Annotated in this window: 14 protein-coding genes; 7 read left to right on the top strand and 7 right to left on the bottom strand. The window is 72.1% G+C overall.

The annotated features are described in order from the left end of the window. Positions 1 to 603, bottom strand: a complete 603-nt coding sequence (locus BIU98_RS02210) for a histidine phosphatase family protein (protein WP_071270981.1) — start codon at positions 601 to 603, stop codon at positions 1 to 3. A gap of 5 nt (positions 604 to 608) precedes the next feature. Then, entirely contained in the window at positions 609 to 1,946 is a 1,338-nt protein-coding gene (locus BIU98_RS02205) for a pitrilysin family protein (protein ID WP_071270797.1), read from the bottom strand. A gap of 250 nt (positions 1,947 to 2,196) precedes the next feature. Between BIU98_RS02205 and BIU98_RS02200 the strand changes: the two genes are divergently transcribed. The 3 genes from BIU98_RS02200 to BIU98_RS02190 all read left to right on the top strand — a co-directional run bounded on the left by BIU98_RS02200 (position 2,197) and on the right by BIU98_RS02190 (position 4,595). Next, complete coding sequence (locus BIU98_RS02200) at positions 2,197 to 2,847, top strand: TetR/AcrR family transcriptional regulator (RefSeq protein ID WP_071270794.1); 651 nt, start codon at positions 2,197 to 2,199, stop codon at positions 2,845 to 2,847. A gap of 152 nt (positions 2,848 to 2,999) precedes the next feature. Beyond that, a complete protein-coding gene (locus tag BIU98_RS02195) occupies positions 3,000 to 3,965 on the top strand; it encodes a ferritin-like domain-containing protein (RefSeq protein WP_071270791.1) in 966 nt (321 codons plus the stop codon). A 102-nt stretch (positions 3,966 to 4,067) separates the two neighbouring features. Further along, on the top strand, positions 4,068 to 4,595 hold the full coding sequence (locus BIU98_RS02190; RefSeq protein ID WP_071270788.1) for a YbhB/YbcL family Raf kinase inhibitor-like protein: 528 nt from the start codon (positions 4,068 to 4,070) through the stop codon (positions 4,593 to 4,595). 71 nt (positions 4,596 to 4,666) lie between these two features. Here the strand turns inward: BIU98_RS02190 and BIU98_RS02185 are convergent, their stop codons facing one another. After that, positions 4,667 to 6,940: a polyribonucleotide nucleotidyltransferase gene (locus tag BIU98_RS02185; RefSeq protein ID WP_071270785.1), complete on the bottom strand. Its 2,274-nt coding sequence runs from the start codon at positions 6,938 to 6,940 to the stop codon at positions 4,667 to 4,669. A 279-nt stretch (positions 6,941 to 7,219) separates the two neighbouring features. Here BIU98_RS02185 and BIU98_RS02180 point away from each other — a divergent pair, with 279 nt between their 5' ends. After that, complete coding sequence (locus BIU98_RS02180) at positions 7,220 to 8,410, top strand: lytic transglycosylase domain-containing protein (RefSeq protein ID WP_071270782.1); 1,191 nt, start codon at positions 7,220 to 7,222, stop codon at positions 8,408 to 8,410. A 30-nt stretch (positions 8,411 to 8,440) separates the two neighbouring features. On the opposite strand, the gene BIU98_RS02175 is transcribed toward BIU98_RS02180, so the two are convergent. The 3 genes from BIU98_RS02175 to BIU98_RS02165 all read right to left on the bottom strand — a co-directional run bounded on the left by BIU98_RS02175 (position 8,441) and on the right by BIU98_RS02165 (position 10,156). Next, complete coding sequence (locus BIU98_RS02175) at positions 8,441 to 9,061, bottom strand: CE1759 family FMN reductase (protein ID WP_071270779.1); 621 nt, start codon at positions 9,059 to 9,061, stop codon at positions 8,441 to 8,443. 253 nt (positions 9,062 to 9,314) lie between these two features. Next, positions 9,315 to 9,584: a 30S ribosomal protein S15 gene (gene rpsO / locus BIU98_RS02170; protein ID WP_071270776.1), complete on the bottom strand. Its 270-nt coding sequence runs from the start codon at positions 9,582 to 9,584 to the stop codon at positions 9,315 to 9,317. A 125-nt stretch (positions 9,585 to 9,709) separates the two neighbouring features. Beyond that, positions 9,710 to 10,156 (bottom strand): VanZ family protein, encoded by a 447-nt coding sequence (locus BIU98_RS02165; protein ID WP_071270773.1) that lies wholly within the window; start codon positions 10,154 to 10,156, stop codon positions 9,710 to 9,712. A 162-nt stretch (positions 10,157 to 10,318) separates the two neighbouring features. Between BIU98_RS02165 and BIU98_RS02160 the strand changes: the two genes are divergently transcribed. From BIU98_RS02160 to BIU98_RS02150, 3 genes are read left to right on the top strand one after another with little or no spacing between them, the layout of a single operon-like run. Then, positions 10,319 to 11,395 carry a glycoside hydrolase family 6 protein gene (locus BIU98_RS02160; RefSeq protein WP_083392893.1) on the top strand — a complete coding sequence of 359 codons (1,077 nt, stop codon included), beginning with the start codon at positions 10,319 to 10,321 and terminating at the stop codon, positions 11,393 to 11,395. A gap of 34 nt (positions 11,396 to 11,429) precedes the next feature. After that, positions 11,430 to 12,479 carry a M4 family metallopeptidase gene (locus BIU98_RS02155; protein WP_071270770.1) on the top strand — a complete coding sequence of 350 codons (1,050 nt, stop codon included), beginning with the start codon at positions 11,430 to 11,432 and terminating at the stop codon, positions 12,477 to 12,479. Positions 12,480 to 12,517: 38 nt separating this feature from the next. Further along, entirely contained in the window at positions 12,518 to 12,781 is a 264-nt protein-coding gene (locus BIU98_RS02150) for a protealysin inhibitor emfourin (RefSeq protein WP_071270767.1), read from the top strand. A gap of 365 nt (positions 12,782 to 13,146) precedes the next feature. Here BIU98_RS02150 and BIU98_RS02145 read toward each other — a convergent pair. Beyond that, on the bottom strand, positions 13,147 to 15,211 hold a 2,065-nt coding region (locus tag BIU98_RS02145), incomplete at its 5' end, for an ATP-binding domain-containing protein (RefSeq protein WP_071270764.1).

The raw sequence follows: 15,211 nt of genomic DNA, 5'->3' as shown, positions 1-15,211 counted from the left end.
CTACAGCGGCTGCTCGACCGGCAGGCCGGTGCGCAGCTCGACCGGCAGGTGCGCCGTGTCGTTCAGCGTGACGAGCTCCGCCGGCTTGGCCGAACGGATCCGGATGACGGTCAGCGCGGTGTGGGCGACGTTGGTGCCCATCCAGCGCCACTCGGGCGCCTGGAAGACCTCGCGGACGAACCACCCGATCACGGCGTTGTGCGTGATGATGAGGTCGTGGCGGTCCTGCATCGCCGGCGTGAACCACTCGGCGACGGCGTCGCCCATCTGGGCCTGACCGGCGATGATCTCCTCCTCGGTGATCCCGCCGTAGAACTTCTTGTAGGCCGTCGGCATGTCCGGGGTCGGTCCGGACGGGATGCAGTCGAACAGCAGCGTCGACGGCTCCGGCTGGATCGCGGGCAGGCGCTGCGCCAGGAACGACGCGGTCTCGCTCGGGGCCTCGAGCGGCGAGTGGTACACACCGTCGAAGGGCACGCCACCGAGGCGATCGGCGATGAGCATCGACTGCCGCTTGCCGCGCTCGGACAGCTTGCCGTCGCGCAGCCCGTGCTCGGCGTCCTGGTGCTCGCCGTGTCGGACGAGGTAGAGGTAGTGCGACATCTCCGTCATCGACCGCCGGAGCCCATGGCGGCCTCGAGCGCTGACCGCTCGACGTCACCGACGACCGCCGTGACGGTCGGACGGGTGAGGAGGTCACGAGCGAGGTCGAGGACGTCCCCGGTCGTCACGCGGTCGACGCGCTCCAGGGCGGTGTCGAGGTCGGTGAACTCCCCGGTGCCGAGCTCGGCCCGGCCCAGGCGGGTCATCCGGGCGTCGGAGTCCTCGAGCGAGAGCGTCAGCGCGCCCTCGATCTGGCCCGTCGCACGTCGGAGCTCGTCCTCGGTGATGCCGTCGTCGACCATGCGGCGGAACTCGGCGTCGACGATGTCGATCACGCCGGCGACGTTGTCTGGGGCGCACCCGGCGTAGACCCCGAAAGCGCCGTTGTCCAGGTACGCCGGGGCGAAGGACGACACCGCGTAGGCGAGTCCGCGGCGTTCGCGGACCTCCTGGAACAGCCGTGAGCTCATGCCGCCGCCGAGGACGGCGTTGAGCACGCTGAGCACGGGGCGCCGCTCGTCGCGGAGGTCGAGGCCCTGCGACCCGCGAAGCATGCTGACCTGCTCGGTGGGCCGGTGCACGACCGAGAGCTTCTCGGCGACCGGGTCGGCCACGGGCTGCGCGGTCCGACGGTCGACGGGTCGGGCACGGCCGGCCGTCTGGAAGACCTCGTCGACCAGGGCGCAGAACCGCTCGTGGTCCACGGCGCCGGCCGCGGTGATGACGAGCCCGTTCGGGGCGTAGTGCTCGGCGTAGTGCGCCATCACCTCGTCGCGCTGGACGGCGCGGATGCTCTCCGGGGTGCCACCGATCGGGCGACCGAGCGCATGCCCCTCGAACGCCGACGCGAAGAACGCCTCGCCGGCCAGGTCCGCCGGGTCGTCGGCGGCCATCGCGAGCTCCTCGAGGATGACCCCGCGCTCGATGTCGAAGGCGGCGGGTTCGAGCACCGAGTTCGTCACCATGTCGCCGATGACCCGCACGGCCATCGGGACGTCGGCGTCCCGCACGCGGGCGTAGTAGCAGGTGTACTCCTTGGCCGTGGCGGCGTTGTGCTCGCCCCCGACCGAGTCGAACGCGACGGCGATGTCGAGCGCGCTCCTGGTGGTCGTGCCCTTGAAGAGCAGGTGCTCGAGGAAGTGCGTCGAGCCAAACTGGCCCGCGCGCTCGTCCCGGGAGCCGACACCGACCCAGTACCCGATGCTCGTGGAGTGGGATGCCGGAACCGCCTCGGTCAGCACGCGCACGCCCGACGGGAGCACGGTTCGGCGGACGAAGGATCCTCCGGACGTCAGGAAGGACGTGTCCGGGGCCTCGAGGGGCAGCGGGACTGGGCGGTTCATCGCGGTCGAGCCTACTGATGATCGGACGCCGTCCTGCCAGCTTGGGGCGAGGGTTCACAGCGCCCCGGAATGGGGTACAGAAAACACGGACAGACCGACTTGTCTGTCTGTCCTCCTTCGTGCTACAGTCGTGCTTGCCGGATCGGAAGCCCCCGCTTGAAGCCGATCCGGTGGCTCGGGACATCAGTCCTCGGCGGCACCGAGTTCCCCCACTCAGCCGCGGAGCCGATGACCACCGAGGAGCCACGCTGTGACGGTCGATTCCCCCCAACCGACCGTCCAGCGTCTCCTCGGGAAGAGCACCAGTGGCCTCGCGTCGCCGGACGGGTCGAGCGTCCCCCCGGCTCCCCGCTCCGGCGGCGCGAAGGTCCGCATCCTGGAGACCGCGAACCGGCTCTTCTACGAGGAGGGCATCCACAGCGTCGGCGTCGACCGCCTCATCTCCGAGGCCAGCGTCACGAAGGCGACGTTCTACAAGCACTACGGGTCCAAGGACAACCTGATCCTGGCCTACGTGAACACGCAGCACGAGCGCGTGCAGCAGGCCTTCGACGCCCTGGTGGCCGACGCGGGCAGCGCCTCCGACGCGGTCCGGACGTGGGTCACCGCCGTGACGGACGAGGTGAACGCGCCGTCCTTCCGCGGTTGCGCGTTCCTCAACGCCGCAGCCGAGTACCACGATCCCCGCGACCAGATCCGGGTCCTCGTGGCCTCCCACCGCGACTGGTACACCGAGCGGCTCGCCGACCTCCTGCAGGACGCGGGCCACCCGCTGCCCGGCGACGGCGCCGACGAACTCATGCTCGCCCGCGACGGCGCGATGTCCGGCGCGTACGCGGGTGACGCCATCGCTGCGACCGCGGCGCTCGGCCGCGTCGCCGAACGCGTCCTCGCCGGCTGACCACCGACCGGTTTCCGCGTCACCCCTGGTGGAGGCCCCCGTCCGGGGGTAGCTTCACCCCACGATCGACCAACCCGCCGATCGTGCCCAGCCGACCCGTTTCCCTGCAGCGTCGGCCGGGTCCGTGCTGCCAGCACGTCACGAGGACACCGATGTTCGACAACCGATTCATCCGTCACGCCATCGACCGGAGCGCCGAGAACGCTCTCGATCGACGTCGCTTCTTCGCAGCCGCCGGCGTCGCCGGCGCCTCAGCCGGCATCGCCGCGCTGGGCTCCTCGGTGCTCACCGCCGACCGAGCCTCCGCCTCCCCCGCCGAGGACGGTGCCGTCTCCGACGCCGCCATCCTCAACTTCGCGCTCAACCTCGAGTACCTCGAGGCCGAGTTCTACCTCCGCGCCGTGTTCGGCACCGGACTCACCGCCAGCATGACCACCGGCATCGACCCCCAGGGGCCGGTCGTCGGCGGCAGCAAGGTGCCGTTCAGGACCCCGGCCATCCGCGGCATCGCGACCGAGATCGCCAACGACGAGCGTGCACACGTGGCGTTCCTGCGTTCGGCGCTCGGTGGTGCGGCCGTCTCGCGTCCGAAGATCGACTTCACGAACGCCTTCACCGCGGCCGCCCGGGCCGCGGGAGTGGTCGGACCGACGGGGACCTTCAACCCCTTCGCCAGTGAGGAGGCCTTCCTGCTCGGCGCCTACGTGTTCGAGGACGTCGGGGTCACCGCCTACAAGGGCGCTGCTCCGCTCATCACCAACAAGACGTACCTCAGCGCAGCGGCGGGCATCCTGGCCGTCGAGGCGTACCACGCGGGCATCATCCGCTCGAAGCTCTTCGACAAGGGGCTGCAGGTGCCGGCGAACAAGATCTCCGGCGCCCGCGACTCGCTCGACGGGCCGACCGACGACGACCAGGGCATCACGACGTCGACCGGTGCGGTGAACTTCGTCCCGACCGACGCCAACTCGTTGGCGTACGGCCGCACCGCGGAGCGCGTGCTCAACATCGTGTTCCTGAACCCGAACCAGATCGACAAGGGCGGCTTCTTCCCCGAGGGCGTCAACGGCGCCATCGTGGCGAGCGGCAACCCCGGGAGCGCCACCGGACCGGCCTGATCCGCACGGTCGCGGTGAGCGCGACCACCTGACGGGAGGCTCGGTGCCAGCTGGCACCGAGCCTCCCGGTCACCCCCAGGGCACAGGTGGTTGCCTGGGCCCATGGCCAACGACCCGCTCTGGCGCCTCCCCGAGGTGCCGTCCTTCTCCCTCACCAGCACCGACTTCACCGACGGCGGTGAACTGCCCACCTCAGCGCGCGGCTCCGACGTCGGCGGCGAGGACCGCTCCCCCGCCCTCGCCTGGACCGGCGCTCCCGAGGGCACGCAGAGCTACGTGCTCACCGTGTACGACCCCGACGCGCCGACCGGCTCGGGCTTCTGGCACTGGAGCCTCACCGACATCCCGGCGTCCGCGACCGAGCTCCCCGCGGGTGCCGGCACGGACGACGCGCTGCTGCCTGCCGAGGCGCTCCGCCGCCGCAACGAGTTCGGCACGGACACCTTCCTCGGTGCCGCCCCGCCCGCCGGACACGGCGCGCACCGGTACGTCTTCACGCTGAGCGCCCTCGACGTCCCCGTTCTCGAGGCCCCGGCGGACGCCACCCCCGCGGTCGTCGGCTTCGTCCTGCGCGAGCACATCCTGGGCCGCGCACAGCTCACCGGCACGCAGGAGACCCCCGCGGCCTGAGCACCCTCTCCCGGTACAGCGGAACGGCCGCCACTCCAGCAGGAGTGGCGGCCGTTCTGTCGTGCTGGGGCTCAGCCCTCGGCGGGCGCCTCGGCGTGCGACCCGTGGTCGTCGCGACCCTCGGTGTCGACGTCGTCGGCCACGACCGGCGCGAGCGAGAGCTTGCCGCGGTCGTCCACCTTGGTGACCTCGACCAGGATCTTCTGGCCAACGCCCAGGACGTCCTCGACGTTCTCCACGCGCTTGCCACCGGCGAGCTTGCGGACCTCGGAGACGTGCAGCAGACCGTCACGGCCCGGGAGCAGCGACACGAAGGCGCCGAACGTGGCGATCTTCACGACGGTGCCGAGGAACTGGTCCCCGATCTCCGGGTTGGTCGGGTTCGCGATCGCGTTGACCTGCGCACGCGCGGCCTCGGCGGACGGACCGTCGACGGCACCGATGTAGACCGTGCCGTCGTCCTCGATCGAGATGTCGGCACCGGTGGTGTCCTGGATCCCGTTGATCGTCTTGCCCTTCGGGCCGATCAGCTCGCCGATCTTGTCGACGGGGATCTGCACCGAGATGACGCGCGGAGCGGTGTCGGCCATCTCGTCCGGTCCGTCGATCGCCTCGTTCAGCACACCGAGGATGGCCGAGCGGGCCTCCTTGGCCTGCTTCAGCGCGGCGTCGAGCACCGACGACGGGATGCCGTCGAGCTTGGTGTCGAGCTGGATGGCGGTGACGAACTCCGACGTGCCGGCGACCTTGAAGTCCATGTCACCGAGGGCGTCCTCGGCTCCGAGGATGTCGGTCAGCGCCGCGTAGCGGGTCTGGCCGTCGACGGTGTCGGACACCAGGCCCATGGCGATGCCGGCGACCGGGGCCTTGAGGGGCACACCGGCGTTCAGCAGCGACAGGGTCGAGGCGCAGACGGAACCCATCGAGGTCGACCCGTTCGAGCTGAGCGCCTCGGAGACCTGACGGATGGCGTACGGGAACTCGTCGCGCGAGGGCAGCACCGGCACGAGGGCGCGCTCGGCGAGGAAGCCGTGCCCGATCTCGCGACGCTTCGGCGAACCCACGCGGCCGGTCTCACCGGTCGAGTAGGGCGGGAAGTTGTAGTGGTGCAGGTAGCGCTTCTTCTTGACGGGCGACAGCGAGTCGATCTGCTGCTCCATCTTGAGCATGTTCAGCGTGGTGACGCCGAGGATCTGCGTCTCGCCGCGCTGGAACACCGCGGAACCGTGGACGCGCGGGATCACGGCGACCTCGGCGTCGAGCGGACGGATGTCGGCGAGGCCGCGACCGTCCATGCGGACCTGCTCGGTCAGGATGCGGCCGCGGACGACCTTCTTCGTGACCGACTTGTACGCGGCGCTGACCTGGCTGTTGGCGACCTCGGGCAGCGTGCCCGCGGTGACCTGCTCGGCGATGGCGGCCTTGACGCGCGACTTGAGTGCGTCGTCGGCGTCCTGGCGCTCGGCCTTCGCGGCGATCTTGTAGACGTCACCGAGCTCGGAGAGCGCGATCGACTCGACGGCGGCGTAGACCTCGTCGGCGTACGGCGGGAAGACCGGGTAGTCCTGGATCTCCTTGGCCGACTGCGCGGCGAGCTTGGCCTGGGCCTCGACGAGGGACTTGAGGAACGGCTTCGCCGCCTCGAGACCCTGCGCGACGACGGCCTCGTCGGGCTTGGTGGCGCCGCCCTGGATGAGGTCCCAGCTGTGCTCGGTGGCCTCGGCCTCGACCATCATGATCGCGACGTCCTCGTTGCCCGCGTCGTCCGTGACGACACGACCGGCGACGGTGAGGTCGAAGACGGCCTCGGCGAGCTGCGACGCCTTCGGGAACGCGACCCACTGGTCGCCGATCAGCGCGAGGCGCACACCGGCGATCGGGCCGGAGAACGGCAGACCGGAGATCTGCGTCGACGCGGACGCGGCGTTGATGGCCAGGGCGTCGTAGAACTCGTCAGGAGCGATGCTCAGGACGGTGATGACGATCTGGACCTCGTTGCGGAGACCGTCGACGAACGACGGGCGCAGCGGCCGGTCGATCAGACGGCAGACCAGGATCGCCTCGGTCGAGGGACGGCCTTCGCGGCGGAAGAACGAGCCGGGGATCTTGCCGGCCGCGTACGACCGCTCCTCGACGTCGACCGTCAGCGGGAAGAAGTCGAAGCCCTCACGCGGGTGCTTGCCGGCGCTGGTGGCCGACAGCAGCATGGTCTCTTCGTCCAGGTACGCAGCGACGGCACCCTGTGCCTGCTGCGCGAGACGGCCGGTCTCGAACCGGACCGTCCTGGTGCCGTAGCGACCGTTGTCGATGATCGCTTCAGCGAACTTGATTTCGGGACCCTCCAAGAGGATGCCTCCTTGCGTCTGTGGTGCAGCAGACCCGGCCTCGGGCACACGTGTGTGCACGTGCGCTCCACGACGCGGAACGCATGCCTGGCCAGCAGTAGAAGCAGTCGGGAACCCTCGGCCCGCATGCCACCACCGATGACCAGCTTCGTGCCGGTCTGCGTGCGATGTTGTGTGTCGTCTCGGGAAACGGTCCCCGGACGCCCTGACTTTAGCATCGGGCGGTGGATCGGCGGCGAGGCTGGTGGCGAACGGGCGTGTCCTCGGTACCCTTCCCCCATGCGTCGTAGTCCTGGAAGACGCGTACTCGTCGCGGCCGTCGTGGTCGTGGGTGCGCTCGTCGGCCCCCTCGTGACCGCGGTGCCGGCCGGCGCCACCGAGTACCCGAGCTGGCAGGACGTCCAGCACGCCAAGGGCAACGAGACCGCCAAGCGGACCGAGGTCCAGCGCGTCAAGGCCGCACTCCGGTCAGCGCAGGCCGACGCCGCCGCCAAGTCGCAGGTCGCGCTGGACGCCTCCGCGGTCGCGACGCAGGCCGAGGCGGACCTGCAGGCGGCCGCCCGGACCGCCACGAGCCTCCAGGCCCAGGCCGACGCTGCCAGGGCGACCGCGGACCGCGCGCGGACGCGCGCAGGACAGCTCGCCGCGAGCCTGTACCGCGACGGCACCGGTGACCAGATGACCACGCGGATCGCGACGACGAAGGACCCGAACCAGCTGCTCTACCAGCTCGGCGCGATCGACCAGCTCACGACGACGTGGTCCGGCGTGATGGACGACGCCTCCGTCGCGGCGGGGACGGCGTCCTCGCTCGGCGACCAGGCACGACGGGCCGAGGCCGAGCGGGCGTCCCTCGCGGCGGCGGCCGAGACGAAGGCGGCTGCGGCGAAGGCCGCCGAGGACCGCGCCGACCAGGCCGTGGCGTCGACCCAGTCGCACAGCACGCAGCTCTACGCCCAGCTCGCGTCCCTGCAGGACTCGACCGCCGAGACGGAACGTCGGTACGCGGTCGGGCGCGCCGTCGCCGCGCAGGCGGCAGCGCAGGCAGCCGCCGCCGAGGCCGCGGCACAGGCCGCCGCGGCAGCGCAGACGTCCGCCGGCACACCGGACGCCGCGGCTCCGGGCAACGCGTACCCGAGCACCGGTGGTGTGACGGTCGACCCGGCCGCCGCGCAGGCCTACGCCCGCAGTGCGCTCCCGAGCTACGGCTGGGGTGACGACCAGTTCGGCTGCCTGGTCTCCCTGTGGACGCAGGAGTCGGGCTGGCGCGCGAACGCCCTCAACGCCTCGAGCGGCGCCTACGGCATCCCCCAGGCGCTGCCCGCGTCGAAGCTCGCGGCCGCCGGCGCCGACTGGCGGACGAACCAGGACACGCAGGTCAACTGGGGCCTGGCCTACATCAAGAGCAGCTACGGCACCCCGTGCGGGGCCTGGAACCACGAGATGAGCGTCAACCCGCACTGGTACTGACCGGTCGGCGCCGCAGGCCGGCGCCCGGGATCAGTGCCCCAGGCCGCCGAGCAGGCTCGCGAAGTCGGTGACCTCCGGCAGGGCCGTCGCGTCCTGCTGGACCCGACGGGAGGCTCCCACCATCCAGGCGAGGTCCGCGCCGGCCCGGCGGATGCGTCCGTCCAGGGCCGCCTGGTCGCCGTCCGTGCCCCAGTCGTCGGTCGCGGCGAACACGCCGGTGGGCACGACGGCCGCGCGGAGGTAGGCGAACACGGGGCGCATGGCGTGCTCGATCGCGAGCGAGTGCCGCGACGTGCCACCCGTCGCCCCGAGGAGGACGGGCATGTCGGTGAGGGCGTCCTTGTCCATGACGTCGAGGAACGACTTCGCCAGGCCGCTCATCCCCGCGGTGAAGACCGGCGAGACGAACACGACGGCGACGGCCTCGACCACGGCGGCCGTGGCGGCAGCGAGCGCCGGGGCCTGGAACCCGGTGAGCATCGCGTCGACGACCTCGTGCGCGAGCGGACGCAGGTCGACGTGCACGACGCGGGGCGAGCCTCCCGGCTGCGCTTCGATGGCGGCGACGGCGGACTCGGCGAGGCGGTCGGCGAGGAGGCGTGTCGAGGACGGCTCGGAGAGCCCGGCGGAGACGACGGCGATGGTGGTCATGGGATCTCCCGATCTTTCAATGCGTTTGCATGAACACCCTACCGAACCGGAGTGTCGGTGCGCACATTCCCGCCCCCGTGCATCGAGGGAGCAGAAATCGTCGAGTCATGCGAGGGGACTCGACGATTTCTGCTCCCTCGATGGCAGGTAGAAGGGGTGGGAGGGGAGGGATGCGCGGGCGGACCGGGAACGAAGGACGCCCCGGTCCTCACGAGGAGGAACGGGGCGTCCGGTCGAGCGTGTGCGGCGACGACTAGCGGCGCAGGCCGAGACGCTCGATGAGCGCACGGTAGCGGGCGATGTCGACGTCCGAGAGGTACCCGAGGAGGCGGCGGCGCTGGCCGACCATGAGGAGCAGACCACGACGCGAGTGGTGGTCGTGCTTGTGCTCCTTGAGGTGCTCGTTCAGGTCGTTGATACGACGCGTCAGAACGGCGACCTGGACCTCAGGGGATCCGGTGTCGCCCGGGTGGGTCGCGTACTCTTCGATGATCTCCTGCTTGACCTGTGCATCAAGTGCCATGGTGATCCCCTTCTGTCCGTTGCGCGGTGCCCATGCCTGATGCGTGAGCGCTCTTTGTCCGCGGCCGTTCGACGGCAACCTGGAGACTCTACCAGAGCAGCGGACCGCCGAGGGGCTCGGCGGGGTCACACCGTCCGAGCGCGGAGGCGTCGGGGTCGCCGGGCCGGCAGCAGGCTGCGGACGAAGCCGACGAACGTGGCGCCGAGGAGGCCGCCGAGGCCGTTCGAGAGCACGTCGCGCGGATCGGCGACGCGGTACGGCAGCAGGGCCGACTGCGCGAGCTCGATGCCCGCGGACAGCCCGACGGCCACGACGGCGGCGAGGAACCACCAGCGCCGCGGCAGCCACATCGCGGCGATCATCCCGACGGGGACGAACATCGCGATGTTCGCGAGGAACTCGGTGCGGTCGTACGTCAGCCACGACCCGTGCGGCAGGTGCTGCGCCCATGCGATGGCGTGCAGCACCAGGGAGTTCTCCGCCGACGTGAACACGTGCGGCGTCAGCGTCATCCGCCAGATCACCCAGGCGTAGGCCGCCGTGAGGGCGAGGAGGAGGAGTTTCCGGAGCATCCGGACAGTGTGGGGCACCGTCCTGCGCGGGACCTGGAGCGCTCCTGGGCAGCAGCAGCGGCGATGCTGGGCGAACGCCGGTGCGGGGTGGCCGTGGAGGCCGACGGGGTGGAAGCATGGGCACCGTCGCGACGCGCGGTGGTGACCAGGGAGGACCGCTCGATGCCGGACCAGCAGCTGCCACCGGACGACCGCGTGCCCAGGCCGCGTCGGCCGCCGAGTGCTGGTCGCCAGTGGGCGTGGATCGGCGGTGCCGCGGCGGTCGTCGTCGCCGTGGTGGTCGGAGTGGCCCTCTGGCTGCCGACGGTGCCGAACGGGCCGGACGGACGCCGGATCGTCGAGCGGCAGAACGCCGCGCAGGCCTTCCCCGGCGGACTCGCCCGACAGCCGGCCAGCGAGAACCAGGCGGGCCGACGCGAGACCCAGGCGCGGGCGGACGGCGACACCACCACCGCCGAGCGGATCGCCGTCATCGCCGACGAACCAGTCGCGACCTGGCTCACGGACCCGTCCGTCACGGAGACCCGCGAGACCGTCCGGGAGGTCGTGGCGAACGCCCGTCGGCAGGACAAGACCCCGGTGTTCGTCCTGTACAACGTCCCGGACCGGGACTGCGGCCACTACTCGAAGGGCGGCACGACCGCGGCGGAGTACCTGCCGTGGGTCCGGTCGGTCGTCCGGGCGGCGGCGGGCTCGCACGCGGTCGTGCTCGTCGAGCCCGACGCGATCGCCCAGATCAACGTCTGCGAGCGCCTGGCGGACTCCCGGTTGCCGCTGCTCCGGAAGGCCGTGGACGAGCTCAGCGGGCACGGGCTCACCGTGTACCTCGACGGCGGGAACGAGAACCGCGTGCCGACGGCCACGATGGCGGGGTGGCTGCGGCAGGCCGGGGTCGACCGGACGCAGGGGTTCTTCACGAACGTGTCGAACTTCTACCGCGTCGACCAGGAGCGCGCCTACGCCGACCGGCTCGCCGACGCGGTCGGCGGCGACCCGCACTTCGTCATCGACGTCTCCCGCAACGGCCGGGGATGGCTCGGCACCTGGTGCAACCCGGAGGGCGCGGGACTCGGGCAGTCCCCCCGCGTGACCGCCGGCACCTCGCGCCTGGACGCACTGCTCTGGGTGAAGACGCCCGGGCTGAGCGACGGCACCTGCAACGGCGGACCGGCAGCCGGGCAGTGGTGGGAGTCGTACGCGCTCGACCTGGTGGAGAACCGGAAGGGCGGCGACGACTGACGCGAGTGTCGGTGCCGAGGGGTTGCATGGCTCCATGACCGCTGCCCCGTTCCGCTCCGTCGTCCCGCCGTACCTGCTGCGGGCCATCGCCGACGCGCCGACCGACGCGTTCCCCCGTGCCACCCCGGCGGCACGGACGGCCCTGGCGTCGCTCGACGCCGTGCAGGCACCGAAGACCAGGTCCCTGCACGCGCCACGCACGGCCACCGCGCCGGACCCGTCACCCCGGCGGAGCATCGCCGACGCGCACGGCACCACCACGCTGCCGGGCACCGTCGTCCGGACCGAGGGCGCACCCGACACCGGAGACGCCGCCGTGGACGAGGCCTACGCCGGACTCGGTGCCACGCACGCGTTCTGGCTCGACGTCTTCGGGCGGGTGTCGATCGACGGCGCCGGGCTCCCCCTCGACGCCACCGTGCACTACGGCCAGGACTACGACAACGCCTACTGGGACGGCTCCCGGATGGTCTTCGGCGACGGGGACGGCGAGGTCTTCACCCGCTTCACCGTCGCGCTCGACGTCATCGGCCACGAGCTCACCCACGGGGTGACCCAGTACACGGCCGACCTGACATACCAGGGGCAGTCCGGCGCGCTGAACGAGTCGGTCAGCGACGTCTTCGGCTCCCTCGTGGCGCAGTACACGGCCGGGCAGACCGCGGCCGAGGCCAGCTGGCTCATCGGCGAGGGGCTCTTCACGCCCGCGGTGCACGGGGTCGCGCTCCGCTCGATGCGGGCGCCGGGCACCGCGTACGACGACCCTGTGCTCGGCAAGGACCCGCAGCCGGCGACGATGGCCGACTACGTCGAGACCGACGAGGACGCCGGCGGCGTGCACACGAACTCCGGGATCCCGAACCACGCGTTCTTCCTCGCCGCCACGGCGATCGGCGGGAACGCCTGGCAGGGCGCCGGCGCGGTGTGGTGGGACGCCCTCACCTCGCCCGAGGTCACCGCCTCGATCGACTTCGCCGGCTTCGCCCGGGTCACGGTCTCGGCGGCGGACACGCGGTTCGGCGCGGGCTCGCAGCAGTCCGTGGCGGTCGCCGACGCCTGGCGCACCGTCGGTGTGCTCGACTGACCACCGAGCCGGCCACGGCCCGGCGTAGGGTCGGCCCCATGCAGATCCTCGTGCGTCGGAGCGGTGGGTTCGCCGGCCTCACCCGGGGCTGGCGGATCGACACGGACGCCGACCCCGACGGCTGGTCCGACCTGGTCGACGCGGTGCCCCGCGCAGCGCGCCAGCCGCAGGCACCGGTGCCCGACGACTACGTCTGGACGATCACCGTCGCGAGCACCACGGTCCGGGTGCCCGGCCGAGCCCTCGACGGCCCGCTGGCCGCGCTCGTGGAGCGGGTGCGGACCGAGGGCGAGCCGGACTGACGGGGCCGGCCCGGGCCTCCCGGCTGGGTCATCGTGCCGACCACCGCCCGAGTCGGGACGTGCCAGCCACCGCCGAAGACGGGAAGTGTCGGCGGCCGCCCGAGATCGCGCCCCGCTGCCCACATCGCGCCCCGGTGTGACGGGGCGCGATGCCCGCGGCGGGGCGCGACGTCCACGTCCGGCGTGCCGCGCGCCCCGCGCCGCCCGACCGGGGCGGACCGTGCAGCGTCCGCCACGAACGCGCCCGCACGTGGACATCGCGCCCCGGTATGACGGGGCGCGATGCCTGCGGCGGGGCGCGACGTCCACGTCCACGGCCGGACGCGAGCCGGACTGACGGGGCCGGCCCGGGCCTCCCGGCTGGGTCAGACCACGTCGATGACGGTGAGCCGCCGCGTGGGACGGGTCATCGCGACGTAGACCGCGGCGGCGGCACGGGCGGCGTCCGCCCCGACCCCGTCCGGGTCCACGAGCACCACGCCGTCGAACTCGAGGCCCTTGGCGTCCGCGCCGGTGAGCACCGTGACCGAGCCCGGTCGTGGGGACCCGAGGCTCCGCACGTCGAGGTCGCCCTGCGCGAGCCGCTGCCGGACGACGTCCACCTGCGCCTCTGGCACGATCACGCCGATCGTCCCCGAGCCGATGTGCGACCGCTCCCCCGTCACCCGGGCGGCGACGGCGTCGAGGACCTCGGCCCGCGACACCGACACGCGCTCCACCGGGTCACCGTCACGGACGGCCTGGTTGGCGGTGACGGTCAGCCCGGCCGCTGCGGCGAACTCCCCGGCGGCCTCGACGATCGAGCGCGGGGTGCGGTAGTTCACGGTGAGCTCGGCGACGCGGTGGTCGAGCGGGACCTGCGGCGCACGGCCCCGGCGACGACGGGCGAGGGCGCCGATGACGTCCTCCCACGTGCGGGCGGCACCGGGTGACGACCCCTGCGCCATGTCGCCGACGATCGTGAACGACCGGAGCGGGTTGCGGCGGGCGAGCACCCGCCACTGCATCGGCGAGAGTTCCTGGGCCTCGTCGACGACGATGTGCCCGTAGGTCCACTCGCGGTCCTCGGCAGCGCGCTCGGCCGTGGAGCGGGGGTCGCCGCCCTCGGCGAAGGCACCCGCGACCTCTTCTGCGGTGACGATGCCCTCGACGCCCATGTTCTCGATGGCCTGGCGGGCGTTCTCGATGTCGCGGTTCCGGCTGGCCTTCGCCTGGCGCTTCGCCGCCCCGCCGGTCGGGTCGAACGTGCCGAGGAGCTCGGCGGCCTCGTCGAGCAGGGGGACGTCCTCCACCGTGAAGCCCGCGCCGCGCTCCCGGGCGAGCAGGGCACGGCGCTCCGGCGACCAGCTCGGCGTGAGGGACGCCAGCCAGTTCGGCCGTGCGTAGAGGTCCTCGAGCAGCTTCTCCGCCGGCAGCGGCAGCCACGCGGTGTTGAGCAGGACGCGGGCGTCGTACGAGGACCGGATGTCCTCGCGGAGGACCTTGATGTCGGCGTCGTCCACCGTGGTGCCGCGCTGTCGGAGCTGTTCGGCGAGGAGCTTCGTCATCGCGTCGAGCGCGCCCTTGTTGAACGACACCCGGGCGACGTTGTGCGGCTTGCCGCGGTCCTGTGCGCGGTGCATCGCGTCGGCGACGAGCTGCGGCGGGACGACGAGCCGCTCGCCCTCGACGTCGAGCTCGACGGACTCCGTCGGCACGACCTGGCGCGACCGCACGGCACGGCGGAGCAGGTCGGCCATCTCGCCGGAGCCCTTGACCGCGGCGACCTCGCGGCGGTCGTGGCGGGTGGCGTGCAGCCCCGGGTACAGCGAGCCGAGGGACGCCATCACGACGCCGGTCTCGCCGAGGGACGGCAGCACCTGCTCGATGTAGGTCAGGAACGCCGGGGACGGCCCGACGACGAGCACGCCGGACCCGCGGAGGCGCTCGCGGTAGGAGTACAGCAGGTACGCGGCGCGGTGCAGCGCCACGGCGGTCTTGCCGGTGCCGGGGCCGCCCTGCACGATGAGGACGCCCTCGAGCGGGGAGCGGATGATGCGGTCCTGCTCGCCCTGGATCGTGGCGACGATGTCGGTCATCCGGCCGGTGCGCTCAGCGGTGACCGCGGCGAGCAGGGCACCCTCGCCCTGCAGGTGGGTGCGCTCGTCGTCGTACAGGGTCGCGTCGAAGACCTCGTCCTCGACGCCGACGACGCTGCGGCCCTCGAGCGACAGGTGGCGGCGTGCCCGCATGCCCATCGGGTACGCGGCGGTGGCCTGGTAGAACGCGCTGGCGCCCGGGACGCGCCAGTCGAGCAGCAGCGGACGGTGCTCGGCGTCGCGGAGTCCCACGCGGCCGATGTACCGGAAGGCGGACTCGTCGGCGGGCGGGTCCGCGACCTCGAGCCGGCCGAACACCAGCCGGTCGCCGACACGCTCGAGCGTGTGGATG

Source organism: Curtobacterium sp. MMLR14_010, assembly GCF_001865015.1.
In the GTDB taxonomy this organism is placed as follows: Bacteria; Actinomycetota; Actinomycetes; order Actinomycetales; family Microbacteriaceae; genus Curtobacterium.
This window is presented reverse-complemented; position numbering and strand designations above follow the sequence as displayed.